General features: G+C 52.2%; 19 protein-coding genes. 10 read left to right on the top strand and 9 right to left on the bottom strand.

Features of this window, described 5'->3' with window-relative positions:
* Window positions 1–227 precede the first annotated feature (227 nt).
* From VXK30_RS11815 to VXK30_RS11830, 4 genes are all read right to left on the bottom strand, one after another.
* Window positions 228–794 carry a GNAT family N-acetyltransferase gene (locus tag VXK30_RS11815; protein ID WP_275713822.1) on the bottom strand — a complete coding sequence of 189 codons (567 nt, stop codon included), beginning with the start codon at window positions 792–794 and terminating at the stop codon, window positions 228–230.
* Window positions 795–976: 182 nt separating this feature from the next.
* Entirely contained in the window at window positions 977–2,521 is a 1,545-nt protein-coding gene (locus VXK30_RS11820; protein ID WP_275713823.1) for a zinc ribbon domain-containing protein, read from the bottom strand.
* Window positions 2,522–2,553: 32 nt separating this feature from the next.
* A complete protein-coding gene (locus VXK30_RS11825; RefSeq protein WP_275713824.1) occupies window positions 2,554–3,231 on the bottom strand; it encodes a SpoIIE family protein phosphatase in 678 nt (225 codons plus the stop codon).
* Window positions 3,215–4,942 (bottom strand): [Fe-Fe] hydrogenase large subunit C-terminal domain-containing protein, encoded by a 1,728-nt coding sequence (locus tag VXK30_RS11830; RefSeq protein WP_275713825.1) that lies wholly within the window; start codon window positions 4,940–4,942, stop codon window positions 3,215–3,217. The genes VXK30_RS11825 and VXK30_RS11830 overlap by 17 nt, the downstream gene beginning before the upstream one ends.
* A gap of 363 nt (window positions 4,943–5,305) precedes the next feature.
* Between VXK30_RS11830 and VXK30_RS11835 the strand changes: the two genes are divergently transcribed.
* From VXK30_RS11835 to VXK30_RS11850, 4 genes are all read left to right on the top strand, one after another.
* Window positions 5,306–5,557: a hypothetical protein gene (locus tag VXK30_RS11835; RefSeq protein ID WP_275713826.1), complete on the top strand. Its 252-nt coding sequence runs from the start codon at window positions 5,306–5,308 to the stop codon at window positions 5,555–5,557.
* Window positions 5,558–5,601: 44 nt separating this feature from the next.
* A complete protein-coding gene (locus VXK30_RS11840; RefSeq protein ID WP_442867964.1) occupies window positions 5,602–7,029 on the top strand; it encodes a 4Fe-4S dicluster domain-containing protein in 1,428 nt (475 codons plus the stop codon).
* 29 nt (window positions 7,030–7,058) lie between these two features.
* Window positions 7,059–7,436, top strand: a complete 378-nt coding sequence (locus VXK30_RS11845) for a hypothetical protein (RefSeq protein ID WP_275713828.1) — start codon at window positions 7,059–7,061, stop codon at window positions 7,434–7,436.
* A 409-nt stretch (window positions 7,437–7,845) separates the two neighbouring features.
* Window positions 7,846–8,364 carry a VanZ family protein gene (locus tag VXK30_RS11850; RefSeq protein WP_275713829.1) on the top strand — a complete coding sequence of 173 codons (519 nt, stop codon included), beginning with the start codon at window positions 7,846–7,848 and terminating at the stop codon, window positions 8,362–8,364.
* 9 nt (window positions 8,365–8,373) lie between these two features.
* Here VXK30_RS11850 and VXK30_RS11855 read toward each other — a convergent pair whose 3' ends face one another.
* From VXK30_RS11855 to VXK30_RS11865, 3 genes are all read right to left on the bottom strand, one after another.
* Window positions 8,374–8,646, bottom strand: coding sequence for a hypothetical protein (locus VXK30_RS11855; RefSeq protein WP_275713830.1), 273 nt, complete (start codon window positions 8,644–8,646; stop codon window positions 8,374–8,376).
* 68 nt (window positions 8,647–8,714) lie between these two features.
* A complete protein-coding gene (locus VXK30_RS11860) occupies window positions 8,715–9,083 on the bottom strand; it encodes a YkvA family protein (protein WP_275713831.1) in 369 nt (122 codons plus the stop codon).
* 98 nt (window positions 9,084–9,181) lie between these two features.
* Complete coding sequence (locus tag VXK30_RS11865) at window positions 9,182–9,610, bottom strand: phosphatase PAP2 family protein (protein WP_275713832.1); 429 nt, start codon at window positions 9,608–9,610, stop codon at window positions 9,182–9,184.
* Window positions 9,611–9,861: 251 nt separating this feature from the next.
* Between VXK30_RS11865 and VXK30_RS11870 the strand changes: the two genes are divergently transcribed.
* From VXK30_RS11870 to VXK30_RS11895, 6 genes are all read left to right on the top strand, one after another.
* The gene (locus VXK30_RS11870; RefSeq protein ID WP_275713833.1) at window positions 9,862–10,167 is read left to right on the top strand and encodes a DUF3892 domain-containing protein; all 306 of its coding nucleotides are present in this window, start codon (window positions 9,862–9,864) and stop codon (window positions 10,165–10,167) included.
* A gap of 609 nt (window positions 10,168–10,776) precedes the next feature.
* The gene (locus VXK30_RS11875) at window positions 10,777–11,679 is read left to right on the top strand and encodes a transporter substrate-binding domain-containing protein (protein ID WP_275713834.1); all 903 of its coding nucleotides are present in this window, start codon (window positions 10,777–10,779) and stop codon (window positions 11,677–11,679) included.
* 111 nt (window positions 11,680–11,790) lie between these two features.
* Window positions 11,791–12,507 carry an amino acid ABC transporter permease gene (locus VXK30_RS11880; RefSeq protein WP_275713835.1) on the top strand — a complete coding sequence of 239 codons (717 nt, stop codon included), beginning with the start codon at window positions 11,791–11,793 and terminating at the stop codon, window positions 12,505–12,507.
* Window positions 12,504–13,244 (top strand): amino acid ABC transporter ATP-binding protein, encoded by a 741-nt coding sequence (locus VXK30_RS11885; RefSeq protein WP_275713836.1) that lies wholly within the window; start codon window positions 12,504–12,506, stop codon window positions 13,242–13,244. Before VXK30_RS11880 ends, VXK30_RS11885 begins: the two co-directional genes overlap by 4 nt.
* Window positions 13,245–13,352: 108 nt before the next feature.
* Window positions 13,353–14,507 (top strand): amidohydrolase, encoded by a 1,155-nt coding sequence (locus tag VXK30_RS11890; protein ID WP_275713837.1) that lies wholly within the window; start codon window positions 13,353–13,355, stop codon window positions 14,505–14,507.
* Window position 14,508: 1 nt separating this feature from the next.
* Window positions 14,509–16,143, top strand: coding sequence for an L-serine ammonia-lyase, iron-sulfur-dependent, subunit beta (locus VXK30_RS11895; protein ID WP_275713838.1), 1,635 nt, complete (start codon window positions 14,509–14,511; stop codon window positions 16,141–16,143).
* A 133-nt stretch (window positions 16,144–16,276) separates the two neighbouring features.
* On the opposite strand, the gene VXK30_RS11900 is transcribed toward VXK30_RS11895, so the two are convergent.
* The gene (locus tag VXK30_RS11900) at window positions 16,277–17,653 is read right to left on the bottom strand and encodes a citrate/2-methylcitrate synthase (RefSeq protein WP_275713839.1); all 1,377 of its coding nucleotides are present in this window, start codon (window positions 17,651–17,653) and stop codon (window positions 16,277–16,279) included.
* Between the two features lie 31 nt (window positions 17,654–17,684).
* Window positions 17,685–18,128, bottom strand: a complete 444-nt coding sequence (locus VXK30_RS11905) for a MarR family winged helix-turn-helix transcriptional regulator (protein WP_275713840.1) — start codon at window positions 18,126–18,128, stop codon at window positions 17,685–17,687.
* Window positions 18,129–18,210: the final 82 nt, after the last annotated feature.

The raw sequence follows: 18,210 nt of genomic DNA on the forward strand, positions 1-18,210 counted from the left end.
TAGAATTCTCTACGGAGCAGGGAGCGAAATCCAAACCATTAAGCGATAAATTCCAAACCAGAAAAATGCACACGTGATAACTTTAGTGAAAAATCCAGACATTATATTCACTTAAAGTTTTAACATTTTTGTACAAAACCCTCCCCTGCAGCCGGAGCTTTTCCCATCGCCGACAGGGGAATGATCACCCCCATTTCTCAGGTCCGCCCGCCAACGGTTTTCCGCCTTCAGCGCCGTCCGCCTGAGATATTTTGATGCCATTGCTCCTTTGTGATGCAGGAAAAATGCGTTATACGGGTTTCATGCATCAGCGGGCATAGCCTGCCGTGCTCGGTATGATGATAGAGGAACCCGCATTTCTCCTGTACCCGCCGGGAACGGTCGTTTCCCTCATAATAGCCGCACCAGAGAGTTTTCAGACCGAGGTCCTCGAAGCCGTGCCGCATAAGTTCCCGCACGGCTTCCGGGATGAGCCCTCTTCCCCAGAAGGGCACGCCGATCCAATAGCCGATCTCTCCGCCGCCGGTTTCCAGAGTCCACCCATCCTTCTCAGAGGAAATCAGGCCGATACTGCCGATCGGGCGGCTGTCCCTTTTCAGGACGACGGCGTAGGTTTCCTCTTTGGAAAGAATATCCCTGATAATCTCTCTGCTGTTATCAACGCCGGTATGTACCGGCCAGCCGGCGATCGGCCCCACGCGGGGGTCCCGGGCATATTCATACAGCGCCTGTGCGTCCTCCATATGCCATGGCCTTAAAATCAACCGTTCGGTTCTCAGTATTGTCTCAGCCAATCTGCTTCCACTCCTTTTAGAAAAAGCCCGAGCCGGGACGGAACTTTCCTCCCGGGTCAGGCTTTATTGAAATAGCTACACTTGGACGGTTACCCGTTTCCGCTCAGCGGAATCGCTCTGCACACGGGATTGCCCGCGTGTGCGGAATCATGATGCGGTAGCTAATGCACCCAAACAGGAATTCACCTCAAAAGGAGGTGGACGGATTTGCGCAGGTCGGGTGCCTGCGCAAGCTTTTTCCAGACGGCATACCTTTTGGAATCGTCGATATAGGTTTCCCTCATTCTGCCGATAAACCGGTCAAGCTCCTCAAACATCGGCGTATAATCCGTCGTGTCCGGCGGAAGCTCGCACCGGAAGCCGAGAATTTTATTGCAGCAAAGAAAACCGTCCTCTTTTTTCGAGACCGTGATGGGGACCTTGTCGCTGTGATATTTATCCAGCCTTTTCGCAAGGTTCTCGCTTCCGACCGTCTCAAATTCAGCCGCATATCCGCAGCGGATACACGCAAAAAGTTCATCGGTCACACGGTTTCTCTGCGTCCTTGTCCCGCAGCGGGGACAGGTGAGGAAAAGGCCGTTCGAGCTCACCTCGACCGGCGGCGGCAGACCTTTTCCGGGCAGTTTGTATTTCAATTTCTGAGCAAGCAGCAGATAATCCCCGACCGAAAAACAAAGCTCCGGGTTCTGCGCGGGAACGGGCATCCGGTCGTTTTTTCCGCCGTTTGCCTCCAGCACCACCTGAGAGCGGTTTTTCGCCGCGATTTCCGCAATCGTATTGGAAAAGGCGGACGGGTCGTTCTGCTTCTGGCATGCGGAAATCCGTTTTCTTTCCCTGACGACACCGCCTTTATCGCAGATCGTATAGCTCAATCCCCCGTGAACGCCGCGCGCGACCCCCATGGTCGTGACCGTTTCCCTGGTGATCTGCCGGCTGCACTCGATATTGACCATCAGATAATACTGCCGGTCTTTTTTGACCAGCCGGGAGGAATGCAGCAGGCGCGGATTTTTCAGCGCTTCCTTCAGGTCGGCGTACTGCTCTTTTCCAAAAGCCAGCGGGACGACGATATATCTTCTCTGTCCGGGCAGATTGTTTATGAAAGGCATCCCGTCCCAGACATATTTCAGGCTGAGCCCGCTTGCGCAATACCCGCCCGGAACGCTGTCCGCGCGGTTCATCAGATACAGCTTCGCATAGAACCGTTCCTTAAACTCATCGTAAAGCAGGCAGTAATCGCGGTTCATTGCGTACCGGCCGAAATAGACGGACCGCAGCTTTCCCGCCTTATCCACCAGCTTAAAGGAGCGGTGTTGAAACCTTTGCGGGCCGATCTTCCCGCTGTCAAACTGCGCAACGCAGTCCGACATTGCGCGGGAATAGCGCGGGGCGTCCAGGAAAGGAAGAGGGTACCCGGTTTTGGGATGATTGCGCCTGCGCGCAAGATAGGAGGCGGCGATGGCGGAAAATTCCATCAGCAGGGAATCCTTAAAGGGCTGTATGTCGAAACGGTTCAGGCTCTTGGCGGTTTCCCTGTCGATCATTTTCAGGATCTGGTGCTGCGTAATGTCCTTCTCTGATTTGGACAGCTCTGTAATTTCATTTCGATAGGTGTCCATCAGGAACTGCAAAGCCCGGGAATAGCGCAGAAGGGCCGTATCCATCAAATCCCGTTTCTGTTTTCCGGGTTTATACAGCTGAAGCATCAGCGTTTTAAAAATCATCATGCCATTTCATCCTCAAAAAGCCCGCGGTCCTTTTACGGCGCGCGAAGGCAGTTGATCCGGAAGGCCAGCGCCGACAGATCGCTCGCCGGTTTTCCGGAAGAAAGGGAGCTGCCCGCGGCAAGAAGCAGCCGGACGGGGTCTTCGGCCGACATCCGGGAATCGTAGGCATTCGCCATATAGGTTTCTATATTTTTCAAATTCCAGCCGTCCTTCAGCTTTCTGTTCCTTCCGGCGGTCAGCATCCCGTTGCCGACCGCGACGATCATATCCGCTTTCTTCGCCGTTATCCTCCCGCTGCGGACGGTTCCGCCCTGCACGGCCCTTTGGGTCGTCTGCAGCTCAACCGGCCTGCCCCTGCGGAGCAGGATCACGTCAGGCGTTTCAAACTGCTCCACCCGGATCGTCCCGTCGAAAAGCGCGAGGATCAGCGTAAAGGCGATATTCCCCGCCTTCCCCTTTTTTCCGCCGGACGGCTGGGATTCCGCAATCATATCGGCGACCCGGTCGATGGACGCGCCGCTGCCGCGCATCGCCACCATCATCTTTGCGGCAAAGGAGGTCAGAAGGCTTGCCCTCGCCCCGCCGTTTCTTCCGTCCGCAAGAATCGCCGCGACGCCGGACTCGTCGCGTACAATTCTGATCTGATCGTCGCAAAGGCCCTCATGATACTTGGGAACGGAATCACTGTACGTCTCAATGCTGATATCCATTTTTGTCCTCCGCTCCCGGAACGATATTGTCGGTCAGCTGCAGCAGCGCCACCTTGGTTTCACAGGTTGTTTCCCCGAGAAGGTCGGCGATTTCCTGCACTACCCGCATTTGTTTGTTGACGACCTCCCTGGCAAAGGCGGCCGTTTTCTCCGTCACCTTCCGCTGTTCCTCCAGCACCTGCTCCTGCCGGGTAACATCTTTCAGAAGCACAAAAATCAGCTGGTTATTGCTCACATGAACCACCGTCTGCTCCAGGATCAGCCCGAGTTCCCTGTAATACTGCTTATGGTTCAATATATTTTTTCCGGTCTGAAGGACCTCCTCAAAATCCCTGCTGGGAAGGAGTTCTTCAACGGGAAGCCCGACGCAGTCCTTTCCGAGCTTCAAAAGCTGAGTGGCGGAGGGATTGATCTGCTCGATTTTCAGACGGTCGTTAATGACCAGAATACCGGTGGGGGTGTGTTCCACGACCGTATTGGACATGCTTTCGGCCAGTTCGCGCATATAAGGGATACACATGTTGATGTTCGCTTTTCCCTGCAGCACCGCGATCGCTTTCTCGCGGCAGGTATTGTACCCGCAGCAGCCGCAGTTCAGTTCCTTCTCCGGCGAGGTTTTTCCGGTTGAAGCCAGCACGCTGCGGATTTTTTCCTCGTCGATGATTCCCTTTTTTGCCGAGCGGTTCCGGAACCTTTTCGCAAACTGGGACGAAACCCCCTCCGTAAGGGCGGGCGGAGCTTCATTCGCCCGTTTCACATTATCGACCAGCACATTTTTGGCATTTAAAAAGCTGAGATTCATCAGCTTCAGAATCGGGCCCCCCAGACATCCCCCGGAACAGGCGTTCAGCTCCAGAAAATAGCCGGAAAGACTGTCCTGCACGACGGAATCCAGAATTTCAATGCAGCGGTCCACTCCGTCGACGCTCAGGCATTCGTAGGTACTCCGTTCTTTCCGGTGAAGGTTTTTGATGATGCCCCCCGGCGCGGGATAGTAGCGGGGCAATGTGTTTTTCAAAGTGCGGCTGTTATGGTCGTCCTGCAAAAAATCCACATTTTCTTCCCGAAACCACTTTTCCAGTTCGTCGAACGTCAGAACCGAAAATAACAGATTCCCGTTATCGGGGTCCACACATTCGTACTTCTTGGAGATGCACGGCCCGATAAAAACGATTTTGGCCCGGATGCCGTAAATCTGTTTGATCATACGCGCATGCGCAATCAAAGGGGTCACCACCGGGGCAAGCTGATGGATCAGCGACGGATAATTCTTTTCGATCAGCAGGTTTACCGACGGGCACGAGGTGGTGATAATATTCTGCATTTTGTGTTCGCGGATCAGCTTTTCATACTCCCGGGTAACCTGTTCGGCTCCGATCGCCGTTTCCTCCACATGGGCAAACCCCAGTTTCTTCAGTGCGGCGGATATTTTCGCGATGCCGGTTTCGGGGAAGGCGGCAATATAGGAAGGCGCCAGGGACACATACAGCTTTTCCCCCGCACGGATCGCCTGTTTCACCCTGGAAAGGTCGCTGTTGATATATTTCGCGTTCTGCGGACAGACCAACAGGCAGTTTCCGCAATAAATACATTCGTCGCCGATAATGTGAATCTGCTCGTTCCGGTAGGCAATGGATTTTACCGGGCAGTTGCGAATGCACTTATAACAGTTCTTACAGTTTGATTGATTTAAACCGATAATTTCTTCCATCAAGCATGCTCCAAATAAATAAGAAAATCCAATTTATAATTGATGTTTTTTATCCTACCATAAAATATTGAAAAAGACAACGTCAGTGTCGCCCAATTTTATCCTTTGTATTATAAATATGGTTTTTCATTTTGAGGTATTTTCCCGCTGAAAAAAGGATGCGGTATCCCCGAAAAACCTACGGCTGATCGGACTTTTTCGCCCATGGACAAATTGCCCCGGTCGGGGCTTCCTCTTTCAGGAACACCCCGCGGCGCCGCATTTTGTTGACGGTTTTTTCCTGCCGTGCTACCTTTACAGTATTACAGTGTGAATTATTTATCAATTCTGAAAAATGGTTTCAAAAGATAGGTGGGGTTTTATATGGTGATCGAAGTATACATTGGAAAATCGCTGCGCCTGAAGGCTCTGGAAGTCTTAAAAGGATTTCGCAGGCTGATTGAAGAAAATCATCTGGAAAACAGGGTCTCGCTCAACGCTTCGCTTTGTGTCGGCGATTTCGGCCAGGCCGGGATCCCGGTCAGGTTCGGAGGGAAATTTACCGATTATGTCTCAGCGGAAAATCTGGAAAATGTGTTTGGGGAATATGTTCTTCAGACGGTCGGCTCCTGCTGACCGTCTCCTGTTTTCCGAACGATCCGGGTCTGACTTGTGAGAGGGTGTGTAATTTGTTGATTTTTGATTCCAACGTACAGGAACTGAAATACAGGGTACTGAAAGAGGTGGTCCGGCTTTCGTCAAGGAACGAGCTGCCCGCAAAGCTGTATGATATTCCGCGCACGATCGTTCCGGGGCCCAAAGCGACGATGCGGTGCTGCATTTACCGGGAAAGGGCCATTGTGGAGGAACGCGTAAAGATGGCGATGGGTGGCAGCCCGGACAACAAAAATGTTGTAGAGGTCATCGATATTGCCTGTGAAGAATGCCCAAACAAGCGCTTTCTGGTGACGGAAACCTGCCGGGGCTGTATTGCCCACCGCTGCCAATCCGCGTGTCCGGCGAAAGCGATCACGTTCGTAAACCATAAGGCGGTCATCGACCCCGAAAAATGCAAGGCGTGCGGCCAGTGCATGAGGGCCTGCCCCTATCACGCGATTACGGAGCAGGAAAGGCCGTGCATCAACGCGTGCAAGGCAAAAGCGATCTTACTGGATGAGCAGAACAAGGCGGATATCGATCCCGACAAATGCATCCGCTGCGGCGCATGTGTCCGTCAGTGCCCGTTTGGCGCTATTGTGGATAAATCGTATGTTCTGGACGTTCTGCAGATGATACGGGAATCCAATAACGGGAAAAACTTCCGGGTATACGCCGCGGTCGCGCCGGCAATCGCGAGCCAGTTCTCCTACGCAAAGGTCGGGCAGGTGGCGGCCGGCCTGTATAAAATGGGCTTTAACCGGGTCGTCGAGGCGGCCCTTGGCGCGGACATCGTGGCGCATAAGGAAGCGGAGGAGCTCGTCGAAAAGGAGTTTCTGACGACCTCCTGCTGTCCGGCCTTTGTCCAATATATCAAAACGAATTTTCCGGAGCTAAAAAGCAATATTTCGAGCAATGCTTCTCCGATGGTCGAGACGGCCAGGCTGATCAAGATGGTCGATAAAACGGCGAAGGTCGTGTTCATCGGCCCCTGCATCGCAAAGAAAATGGAATTTCAGAAGGAAGAGCTGAAAGGCGCAGTCGACAGCGTGATCACCTTTGAAGAGCTGCAGGCAATCTTCGGCGGCCTGGATATCCGTCTGGAAGAGCTGGAAGAAAGGAAGCTGAGCGACGCTTCTTACTTCGGCAGGATTTTTGCAAGGAACGGCGGCGTGACGGAAGCGGTTTCCAACGCGCTGGAGGAAAAGCATATCGATTTCCAGGTCGACCCGGCGATCTGCGACGGGCTGGAGGAATGCCGCGCCGCACTGATCAAAGCCTCCAAAGGGAAACTGCCTGAAAACTTCATAGAGGGAATGGCCTGCGTCGGCGGATGTGCCGGCGGAGCCGCCTGTATCAGCCTGAACCACGCGGTAAAAAATAAAATGAGCATCGACAATTACGCGAAGCAGGCACACCGGGAAATCAGTGAATTTGTGCCGGTCAGGTAAGCCTATCGATGATATAGAGGAGGATTTCTATGTTGGACTGTAAATTATGCAATTATTATCACGCGGTTTCCGGCCGGGATTTCAATGGGCTGAACCTCGGCATCTGCGATTTCACCGATCTTCTGTTCATTGAAGACGCCGAAAACATGACAGCAGCCGAATATCCGTGCCGCGAAATGAGCTACAACGATTACCTTCGTAAAAAATCGACGAACAGCATCGACCCCGCCGCGGCCGCGGAATTGGCCGACCCCGAAATGTTCCGGGAGCTGAAACAATGCGGGGTATCCATGATAAAATTTCCGGAAGGAATCATATCCAAATGCTTTCAAAAACAGTTGGATACGGAAAACAGTGAAGCTCTGTACGAAATGCACGCTGATCTGGTGAAATCCGGAAAAAGATAAAAATCTGTTTTCCGGTCTGAAACGATTGATGCCGTCCATTGATTTTAGAACCGCTCTGAAAACTCAATAAAGCCGATAAAAGGGCCGGAATCCCGCGTTGAACAGGATTCCGGCCCTTTCGCTGATTTCAAATGATTCTTCCTGTCGCTTCCGATTTACAGCAATTCCATTTCCGTTTACGAGAGTGTCGAGAAACTTGTCAGGAGTCGAGAAATCGTGCAAGACAAGGCGGCAAGTGCATCCAACAGCAGTAAGCAACTTTATCGACAGCCTGGTTGCAGAATGAACCGGAAATGCTGTAAGCAAAAATTTGTATTGACATAATTGTATTACTGTATTAGTATTATTAATACAGTTGAAAACAAACAATCAAAGGATCATCCTATTATAAAGGTTTAAGGAGGTCTCTATGGAAAAGAAAGAACCCAGACAGCAAATTCTGACAGGAAGCTTATTGGCTGTTTATCTGCTCGTAATGACCTGGATCATATTATTCAAGATGCAGTCCCCTTTCGGGCCATTTTATCCCTTCCGCAGTATTAACCTGATCCCTTTTTACCAGTCGGTAGTCGTGAACGACAGGATTGAATGGTCGGAAATCTACGAAAATGTCCTGATTTTCGTCCCGTTCGGGCTTTATATCAGTATGCTGAAAAGCAGCTGGTCTTTCCTGAAGAAAGTTATTCCGATCTTCAGTGTAAGCTTCTTTTATGAGGCAATGCAGTTTATTTTGGCAGTCGGGGCGTCCGATATCACCGACCTGATCGGCAATACGTTCGGGGGAATCCTTGGGATCGCGTTCTATGCCGCTGTCCGCAGACTGCTGAAAACACAGCGGAAAGCCAATGCGGTTTTAAATACGATTGCGTCGGTCGGAACACTGCTGGCCGTCGCCCTGCTGGCATTTCTGACCGTATCAAACCTTTAGACTGCCCATTTAATTCTTTCTGAAATACGAACTCAACACAATCGCATTGAGCAGGATTGTAACCGTGAGAAGGATCGCGGAAACCAATGCCACCGAGGAAGAAGTGTCCATCAGTGCCGACCAGTCCTCTATTTTTACAAGATGATCCGTGTAGAAAATTTGCAGGCACAGCGAGACGGCACAGGCGCTGACGCTTGCCGCGCACAAGACAATCCGGCTCCCGCTGCCCGCCTTATTGCGCCGCAGATTGACCACGGGAAGAATCCATGCAATTAACCCCAATATCAGACTTCCTAAATTCAGCAGACCCGGCATAAATATTCTCCTCTCAATGGGAATTTAACAGTAGTTTAGAAAAAAACGGCCTTCACGATCAGCCAGAGAATGATCAGCCAAATTCCCGCAATGGGTATGGCATAATACCATTTCTTCGGTTTCCCGCTCTGCCACATACCTTCCGCTTCTTTTCGGTATTGCTCAAAGATTGTATCGGGAATCAATTTTATCGTAAGGGAAATCAATGCCGGCAGCAGAATAACATCGTCCAAGTAACCGAGAACCGGTATGAAATCAGGGATCAGATCAATCGGTGACAACGCATATACCACTGTTATACAGGCAAAAATCCTGGCTGCAACCGGCGTATCGCTGCTTTTCAAACTTAAAAATACTGCGGGAATATCCGTTTTTAACTCCTTTGCTTTTTCCTTCAGATTCATTGTATTGCTCCCCACAAATTTCTTTATCTTCATGTCTTATCCATTCGGCAGCGTTCAAGAGCCTATTCTTATGCTGGTATAAATCATGCAGCAGAGTATTACAAAAGCCAGAACCCGATGATACCGGTCAGGAGGCTAAACACCATACCGGCAATCACGTCTTCGGGAAAATGGATGCCGGCAAGGGGCCGGATAACGGCGATCAGCAGTGCAATCACCAACATTGCAATCCCGATGGGAAGCCAGATATACCAACAGGCAACCGCTATAATGGTTACGGAAGCTACATGCCGGCTCGGAAAAGACTGCCCTTTCTTTTCGCGGGGGATCAGCGGCTCTATCTCCAGTTTTTCATACGGCCGCGGCCGATTCCAGAGCTTTCGCATCACGGTCACGGCGCCGAAAGCGAAAGCCGGTATCAGCAGCACCTTAAAAAAGCGCTCATCCCTCCGGACGGCCAACACCGCCAGCAGGGCGGGATACACGCAGTAAACAATTCGCGGCAGCCAGAGGTTCAATCGCTTCATACTGCTTAGCAATACCGGGTGAAGGAAAAACCATTGTCTGATTTTGTCATATCCTTCCTTATTCAATAAAAATATCCTTTCTGCGATCATGGCTCAATTTATTTCACAAACCAGAATGATAAACGGAACGCGGATTTTATGTGTTTTGCATTCACTTTTAAGGGTTGATGCCCTGATGAAAGAATTCCTTCGAATCGATAATTTTTGAATTGCTGAGCAAACTAATCAAAAACAGCAAAGGAGGAACTCAAGTGGAACAAAATCAGGAGCAGAATACGCTTGCCCGGAACACGCTGGACAATATTCCATCGCCCGCGCCCAACGCCCGCAGCATCACCGGGCTGGTAAAAGAAAGCGGCAGAGTGACCGGTTACCAGCTTTCAGACAACACGGTCCTGGATAAAGCGCAGGCCGTTCAATTGGCCAGACAGGGCGGAATAGCCGGCGTGGGGATCGCCCACCGGGGCGACACCGAATATCTCAAGTCGATTCCCGACGGCAGCGACGGCAACAATCTGAGCAATTTACCTTCCATTTCCCGTTCTGAACAGTCATAAGCAGGCGGCATGGCGATTGTTCCGAGCTGCCCGCAACCGATTTTTTCATGTTTTCCGATAGCATGACAACCATCCATTTTTATCAATCCTATTATACTTCCGGGAATATTACAATTCAATAAAAAGAACGCAAATGCTTGAAAGGCAGGTGCGTTCTTTTGTTATTTGGGAGTAAAGTTCTGAAAACGCAAGATTTCTGCGGACTTCTGTATTTTCTTTTCATGCATTTTGTGTCACCGAAAGGTACAAAAAATACTCTTTATGGAAATATGGATACCGGAGAGCAGCAGAAAAGAGCTTTAAATTGGTATTTAACTGTTTCAGTGATAAAAAGTCTCTTGACAAAAAGGAGAAAATCTTTTATCCTTATTGCAACCCTATTTCATATAATAACTATATGATAAGTATGCTTTATCGGATAAAAGCATACGGCAAGCTTATGAAACAGGGATAAGATTTTTGGAAAGGAAGTTACTTATGAACTGCTTGAAGGGAAAAATGATTCGCTGCATCCATCGCCATACGCGAATGTGTAAAGGGTGCAGCCGCTGTTATATCTGAAAATAGATTCCATGTTTTTATACTTAAAAAATGAAAGAGGTTTTACATATGAAAAAGGGCGCAAAATCAATTTCTCTCTTCCTGGCTACTCTTCTGCTTCTGCTGACCGCCGCCTGCGCAAATACCGCGGCACCCTCTGCGGCCGGTTCGGCGGCGGATACGTCCGCATCTTCCGCCGCCGCGTCATCGGCTTCTTCCGATTCCGGTACCAAGGTGGAAACCGTGATCGTTGGGACAGAAGGGGCCTACCCTCCGTTCAACTATGTGGATGCGGACGGTACCGTTGACGGATACGACATGGCGGTTGTCCGCGCGCTGGACGAACTGATCCCCGAAGTGGAATTCAAATTTCAGCCTACGGCGTGGGATTCTATTTTTGTCGCGCTGGAATCCGGGAAATTCGATATGATTGCAAGTCAAATTGCCAAAAACCCATCCAGAGAAGAAAAATATCAATTTTCGGAGCTCCCCTATTCTTATTCCGCAAGCTCCATTATCTATAAAGGCGGCCGCACGGACATTCATTCTCTGAAAGACCTTCATGGAAAAACGGTAGCGGCGGGCGTCGGTTCCAACAACACGACCTGGCTGGAGGACTACAACAAGAAAAACAATAACGCGATCAAGCTGAAATATTACGACGGGGATGTTACCCTGATGCTTCAGGACATTATTTCCGGCCGTGTGGACGCCACCATCAACAGCGAGGTAACCACAAAGCTGATCGCTGAAAAGCAGGGGCTTGACCTGGGTTACGCATTGGCGCCGGAACTGGGAGTAAAACCGGAATTCTTCCTTTTCTCCAAAAACGAAAAGGGAACCGAATATAAAAAATTGATCGATAAGGCGCTGAAAACCCTGACCGACAACGGCGGGCTTGTTGAAATCTCCAAAAAGTATCTTGGCGAAGACTATTCAACGGAAAAAGCCATTACCGACCGGAAATCTTAATTTCAGATACAGGCGGCAGAAGGAATACGGCGTAAACGGTCCGCGTTTCTTCTGCCGGTCTTTTCAATCAAAAGGAAATTGGCAAAGATCTGCAAGGAGACTTGACTGTCTATGAATAAATTATTTGACCCCGGATTTATGATTTCCACCGTGCCTGAAATTGTGTCCTATCTGCCGGTTACCCTCGGGCTTGCCGTGGTTTCCTCCCTGATCGGACTGATGATCGCGCTGGGGATCGCCCTGATCCGCTATTTTTATATCCGCGTTCTGGAGCCGATCAGCAAAATCTATGTATCTTTTATCCGCGGAACCCCCACGCTGGTCCAGCTCTTCCTCGTGTATTACGGAACACCGATCCTTCTTCGGGCGATGAACGAGCAGTTCCAGTGGAATCTGAATGTCGACGGGATCCCGACCCTGATTTTCGGCGTCGTGGCGTTTTCCTTTAATTCCGGCGCGTATATGTCCGAAACCATCCGGAGCGCCATGCTCTCGGTCGATTCCGGACAGCTGGAAGCATGCTACAGCGTCAACATGACCACGCGGCAGGCGATGGTCCGCATCATCATCCCGCAGGCGTTCAAGGTCGCGCTTCCCCCGCTGGGGAATTCTTTTATCTCCATGGTAAAGGAAACGTCGCTGGCATTCAGCATTTCCATTGTGGATATCATGGCGGAGGCCAAGCTGATCGGCGCCCGCTCCTTCCGCTTCTTTGAAATTTACATTGTGGTATCGCTGATTTACTGGGCGTGCTGCTTTGTAATTGAGCGGATTCTGTGGATAATCGAACGGTATGTAAGACGATATGAAAGAGATGTGGCCCGATGATACAGATTGAAAATCTTAAAAAAGCCTACGGCACCAACCAGGTGCTTCGCGGGGTCAGCCTCCGGATTGAAAAAGGGGAAATCGTGACGGTGATCGGCCCCAGCGGCGCGGGAAAAACGACGCTGCTGAGGATGCTCAACTGGCTGGAACTGCCGGACGAAGGCACCATCCGGATTGCGGACGCCGTTATTGATGCGAAAAACCCGACCAAAAAAGGGATTTACCGCCTTCGCGCGCAAAGCTCCATGGTGTTTCAGCATTACAACCTTTTCCACAATAAAACAGTCCTGGAAAATGTTACGGAAAGCCTGATCTATGTGAAAAAGCTTCCGAAAAAGGAAGCGGACGAAATCGGGATGGAGCTTCTGCGCAAGGTCGGCCTGCAGGAAAAGCACGACCAATATCCTTCCCGGCTTTCCGGGGGGCAGCAGCAGCGGGTGGGTATTGCGCGCGCGCTCGCCGTGGGCCCCAAGGTGATGCTGTTCGACGAACCGACCAGTGCGCTGGACCCGGAATGGGTCGGCGAGGTTTTGGCGGTCATGAACCAGATCGCGTCGGAAGGGATGACGATGATGGTGGTTTCGCACGAAATGCGTTTCGCGCGGAGCGTATCCAACCGCGTTCTGTTTTTCGATGAAGGCGTGATTCAGGAGGATGGCACTCCCGAACAGATCTTCCGCAACCCGCAAAACGAACGGACAAAGCAGTTTTTGTCACAGGCCTGCCTTGACGGCTGAAAAGACGGAAACCGGACAGCGATATGACAGAATGATTTTAAAAGCCTGTAGGAAAATCTCCTATCGGCTTTTTATATAGGAAAGCAAAGATTCGGGAAAGGAAGAAATATGGACGAAAAGACATTACAGAATACGCTGGAAGAGCATTTTTCGTGGCTCCACCGCCACCCCGAAACGGCGCTCAGGGAATTTGAAACCACGGCGTATATCAAACGGATTCTGACGGAAAACAGCGTGAAAATTTTGGACAGCGGACTGCAAACCGGCCTTGTCGCCGTCCTTCGGGGAAAAAAAGAGAAGCCCGTAGTGGCGCTGCGCTGCGACATCGACGCTCTTCCGATCGAAGAGGCGGCGGATGTTCCGTACCGGTCTGAAAACCCGGGAAAAATGCACGCCTGCGGGCATGATTTCCATACAACGGCGATGCTGGGGGCCGCCCTGCTCCTGAAACAGAAGGAGGCGGATCTGGAGGGTACCGTAAAGCTTCTGTTCCAGCCCGCGGAGGAAGCGGAGCACGGAGCGGAGCATGTCCTGAAAACGGGAGCTCTGGACGACGTGGAGGAAATCTACGGACTGCATGTGGCGGCGGGCCTGCCGGCCGGTACGGTTGCGGTGACGGCCGGGGCCGACCATGCGGCGGTCGACCGGTTTGTTGTGGATGTAACGGGTCTGGGCGGCCACGCGGCTCACCCGGAGCTGGTCATTGATCCGATCCTCGCGGCTTCCCAGCTGACCGGCGCTTTTCAGACTATCGTGAGCCGCAGTCTTTCCGCGTTCGACCGCGCCGTCATCAGCGTAACCAGAGTGGAAGCGGGCAGCACGTGGAATGTGATCCCGTCCTCCGCCCAGCTGGAAGGAACCGTCCGGACGCTGGACAAAGCCATCCGGCAAAAGATCGTCCGCCGGATGAAGGAAATCTGCGAGGGAATCGCGACGGTATCCGGCGCGTCCGTCCGGTTTCACTGGTACCCCGGCTGTCCCGCCACAAACAACGACGCAGAGCTGGCGGCTTTTGTAAAAGACACCGCACAGGCTCTGGGACTGCGCACACAGGAGGCGGTCCCCTCCATGGGAGGCGAGGATTTTTCCTGCTATCAGGAAAAAATCAGAGGGGCGTTCTGGATGATCGGGGTGGGCGATACCGCCCCGCTGCACAATCCTTCGTTCAAAGCGGACCGGAGCGGGCTGACGGGCGCGGCAAAGCTGCTTTCCGCCCTTGGGGAAAGGGCGCTTACAAGAATCAACAGCGGAGAGGACAGGTAACATGGGAAAGATTTTTTATCCTGATTTTTTTAACGACGTATTCGGGCCGATTATGCAGCCCGGTTCCAGCGGAAGCTTCGCGGGCACCAGCCGGGTGGGACGGATCGCCCGTCATACGCTGCTCAGTGAACCGAAACGGGTGCGCATCCTGTTCAATCCCGGCGACCACCATATGCTGAATCTGGGAAATATGATGGACGACCGGGGCTATTTGGGCGGCCTGCAGGATTTTGCCACGGACGACGTGCGTCTGTTTTCCGCGCACGAGCTTGCCCGGGAAAAAAAGATATCGTATGAATTCGGGGAGCTGGAAGCGGATAACGCATATCCCGGAAGCGTTCACTTCGAGCTGACGGGAACCGGCGGGGACACCGCTTCCCTCACCGCAAAATCAGTCGGCGGCGGCATGGTGGCGACCTATGAAATTTCCGGCTTCCCCATTCATTGGCGGGCGGATACCTTCGGCGTGCTGCTGCAAAACGCCGGGCAGGACATTCCGGAGGAACAGCTGCGCGGCTTTGAGCAAAGCGCGGGGGAAGCTTTTCTTACTTCGGAACGCATCGCCCGTAAGGACGGCGCGAGCGCCGCATTCCTTGAGCTCTCCGAAAACCCGGAGCCCGGCGAGCTGCTGCGGCATTTCGGCCCCGGCACACAGGTCCGGGTATTCCCCGCCCTTCTTCCGGTCGTCACCAACGCGAAAAGAAAGCCGCAGCTTTTTAAAACAGTGGAGGAATGGCGCCGGGTGGCGGAACAGCGGGGAATTTCCTTTGTTCAGGCCGCCATTGAATACGAAAAGGATTTTTCCGGATGGACGGATGAAACCATCTGGCAGTATTTTGAAAATATCGCGGATATTTTAAACCACCAGATCCATGCGCTGGAGACCATCGGCTACGACAATGCAAAGGACACTCCGATGCTGCCTATTTACGGCAGGCAGTGGAATACATACATGCAGAACCATCAGACGCTGTCGGACCCGATTACACGCCATATTCTGGTACACGCCTTTTCGACCAACGCAAAGCTGCCGGGCGTACGGATTGTACCCGGCCCCATGGGAACCGGAGGAGGATACCTGTTTTCCGCTTTGGACGCCGTGCGGGAGGCAAGAGGTTTTTCCCACCGGAAGATGATCGAGGGACTGGTCGTGGCGGCGGGGCTGGGCGCTTTGGCCTATACGCACACCAACGCGACCGGCGAGGTCGGCTGTGTCGGAGAGTCCGGGGTCTGCTGCGCAATGGCGTCCGGCGCGGTCACCTGGATGGCGGGGGGCGACGGAAAACAGGTCGAGCATGCCGCATCCATGGCGCTGCAGGCCAACCTTGGAATCCCCTGCGACCCCATTCCCGGCGGCCTTGAATTTCCCTGCATCACGCGGACGATTCGCGCAGCGGTGACCGCGCCCCTTTACGCGGATCTGGCACTCAGCGGAATCGACCCTCTCGTTCCCTATCACGAAGTGCTGGGAGCGATTGAAAAGAATTTCCGCAGCAGCAGGCCGGGGGAGCTTTGCGGCCCTCTCTGCGGAATCAACTGCACGCCCACGGCGGGCCGCTGCAAGGCTTTTCTTCAGAACGAGGTCATGGGAGACAAAATCAAATTTGAAGCGGAAGAGACCAAAGCCGGCCGATAAAGCCAAAAAATCCCACCGGCTTTTTCGGGGACTTCCCATGCGGGCAAAACCTTATCGTACAAAAACGGCTGGCATTCCGGTTCGCGGAAGGTCAGCCGTTTGAATTTCTCAGGATTTATCCGTAAATAAGCGCTTATCTTTCGTGGAGGGGAACATACTCCCTGTGGGCGGAGATGCTCTTGTACGCGGGGCGGATGATCTTGCCGACGTTGATCAGCTCTTCCAGTAAATGCGCGCTCCATCCGGAGATACGCGCCATGGCGAAAACGGGGGTGAAAAGCTCCGGCGGCAGGCCGAGCATATGGTAGACGAACCCGCTGTAAAAGTCAATGTTCGCGCTGACGCCCTTATAGGTTTTGCGCTCGCGCCCGATCACCTCCGGCGCCAGCCGCTCAACCAGAGAATAGAGCTTGTATTCCTTGGTAAGGCCCTTTTCTTCGGAAAGGCTCCTGACAAACTTCTTGAAAATATTCGCGCGCGGGTCGGAAAGGGAATAAACCGCATGGCCCATCCCGTAAATCAGGCCGGCCCGGTCAAACGCCTGCTTATTCAGCAGCCTGCTCAGGTAGTCGGCTACCTTGTCCTCGTCCTCCCAGTCGTCGATATTCTGCTTCATATCCTCAAACATCATCACGACCTTGATGTTTGCGCCGCCGTGCTTCGGTCCCTTGAGCGAACTGAGCGCCGCCGCAATGACCGAGTAGGCGTCCGTACCGGAGGACGCGACCACATGGGTGGTAAAGCTGGAATTGTTGCCGCCGCCGTGCTCGGCGTGCAGAACAAGCGCAAGGTCAAGGATGCGGGCTTCCAAGGCGGTGTATTGATTGTCGATTCGAAGCATGTACAGAATATTTTCCGCCATGGAGAGCTCCTGCTTGGGCGCATGGATAAAGAAGCTGTAGTTCGGGTCCATGTCGTGGGCGTAGGCCTGATAGCCGTAAACCGCGAGCTGCGGGAAAAGCGCGATCATTTCCAGGCACTGGCGCAGCACATTCGGCAGCGAGGTATCGTTCGGCCTTTCATCGTAGGCGTAAAGAGTGAGGACGCTTCTCGCCAGCGTATTCATCATATCGAACGACGGTGCTTTCATAATAATGTCGCGCACAAAGTTGGTGGGCAGGGTTCTGTATTTGGAAAGGAGCCTTTTGAATTCCTGCAGCCTGCCCTCTTCCGGCAGTTCGCCGAACAGGAGCAGATAGGTCGTCTCCTCAAATCCGAAGCGGTTTTCCGCGATAAAGCCGCGCACAATATCCTGAATATTGATGCCGCGGTAATACAGCTCCCCTTCGCAGGGCACGCTTTTGCCGTCGACTTCCTTCGAAGAAATGATATCCGATATTTCGGTTAAACCGGTCAGGACGCCTTTTCCGTTAATATCGCGCAGGCCGCGCTTCACGTCGTACTGGGCAAACAGGGAGGGTTTGATCGTACTGTGGCTTTTACAAAGGTCCGTCAGCTCCAGAATTTCGGGAGTTACCGTGAAAAAATCTGCGTTTGCCTTTTTCTCCATGTTTCATATCTCCTTTTCTTTACATTATACGCTATTCCTTTTGGGGAATTTTGGTGAGAATTCTGTTAACAATGCGAACCGCGGCGCTAAAATCCTTATAATCCGCTTCGCTGAAGCCATCCATAGCCGATTTCAGCGCTTCGTCAAATTTTTCGCGTCCGTTGTGGATTTCCCTTGCGGTGGTTTCCGAAACGGAAATCCGTATTTTTCGTCTGTCCTTTGCGTCCAGGCTCCGCACAATATGGCCTTCCTCATACAGCTTTTCGATCATGCGGCTCATCTGCTGGCGCGGCGTATGCAGGCTGGCGGCCAGCTCGCTCATCGTCATCGGCCCGCTGGCGCACAAAACGCACAGCGCGTTCAACTGCAGACTTGTGAATTTTCCCCTGAAACGATCTTCAAAAGGCTTTGTCAACGCCCTGTGGACACAAACCAGAAAATGAAAAAGGTCTTCATCGGCCTGCTGATTCGCCATTTCACACACCCTTAATAAACTTTTCATGATAATAAACATTTGTTGATATTTTTACAGTATAACTTTTTGGATACCGGATTTC

The sequence above is a fragment of the Caproiciproducens sp. CPB-2 genome (genome assembly GCF_036287215.1).
In the GTDB taxonomy this organism is placed as follows: domain Bacteria; phylum Bacillota; class Clostridia; order Oscillospirales; family Acutalibacteraceae; genus Caproiciproducens.

Excerpts from the sequence above, each read along its gene's own strand:
- VXK30_RS11820 (WP_275713823.1), bottom strand. The coding sequence starts at position 2,521 with ATGATGATTTTTAAAACGCTGATGCTTCAGCTGTATAAACCCGGAAAA.
- VXK30_RS11825 (WP_275713824.1), bottom strand. The coding sequence starts at position 3,231 with ATGGATATCAGCATTGAGACGTACAGTGATTCCGTTCCCAAGTATCAT.
- VXK30_RS11830 (WP_275713825.1), bottom strand. The coding sequence starts at position 4,942 with ATGGAAGAAATTATCGGTTTAAATCAATCAAACTGTAAGAACTGTTAT.
- VXK30_RS11835 (WP_275713826.1), top strand. The coding sequence starts at position 5,306 with ATGGTGATCGAAGTATACATTGGAAAATCGCTGCGCCTGAAGGCTCTG.
- VXK30_RS11845 (WP_275713828.1), top strand. The coding sequence starts at position 7,059 with ATGTTGGACTGTAAATTATGCAATTATTATCACGCGGTTTCCGGCCGG.
- VXK30_RS11850 (WP_275713829.1), top strand. The coding sequence starts at position 7,846 with ATGGAAAAGAAAGAACCCAGACAGCAAATTCTGACAGGAAGCTTATTG.
- VXK30_RS11860 (WP_275713831.1), bottom strand. The coding sequence starts at position 9,083 with ATGAATCTGAAGGAAAAAGCAAAGGAGTTAAAAACGGATATTCCCGCA.
- VXK30_RS11865 (WP_275713832.1), bottom strand. The coding sequence starts at position 9,610 with ATGAAGCGATTGAACCTCTGGCTGCCGCGAATTGTTTACTGCGTGTAT.
- VXK30_RS11875 (WP_275713834.1), top strand. The coding sequence starts at position 10,777 with ATGAAAAAGGGCGCAAAATCAATTTCTCTCTTCCTGGCTACTCTTCTG.
- VXK30_RS11880 (WP_275713835.1), top strand. The coding sequence starts at position 11,791 with ATGAATAAATTATTTGACCCCGGATTTATGATTTCCACCGTGCCTGAA.
- VXK30_RS11885 (WP_275713836.1), top strand. The coding sequence starts at position 12,504 with ATGATACAGATTGAAAATCTTAAAAAAGCCTACGGCACCAACCAGGTG.
- VXK30_RS11890 (WP_275713837.1), top strand. The coding sequence starts at position 13,353 with ATGGACGAAAAGACATTACAGAATACGCTGGAAGAGCATTTTTCGTGG.
- VXK30_RS11895 (WP_275713838.1), top strand. The coding sequence starts at position 14,509 with ATGGGAAAGATTTTTTATCCTGATTTTTTTAACGACGTATTCGGGCCG.
- VXK30_RS11900 (WP_275713839.1), bottom strand. The coding sequence starts at position 17,653 with ATGGAGAAAAAGGCAAACGCAGATTTTTTCACGGTAACTCCCGAAATT.
- VXK30_RS11905 (WP_275713840.1), bottom strand. The coding sequence starts at position 18,128 with ATGGCGAATCAGCAGGCCGATGAAGACCTTTTTCATTTTCTGGTTTGT.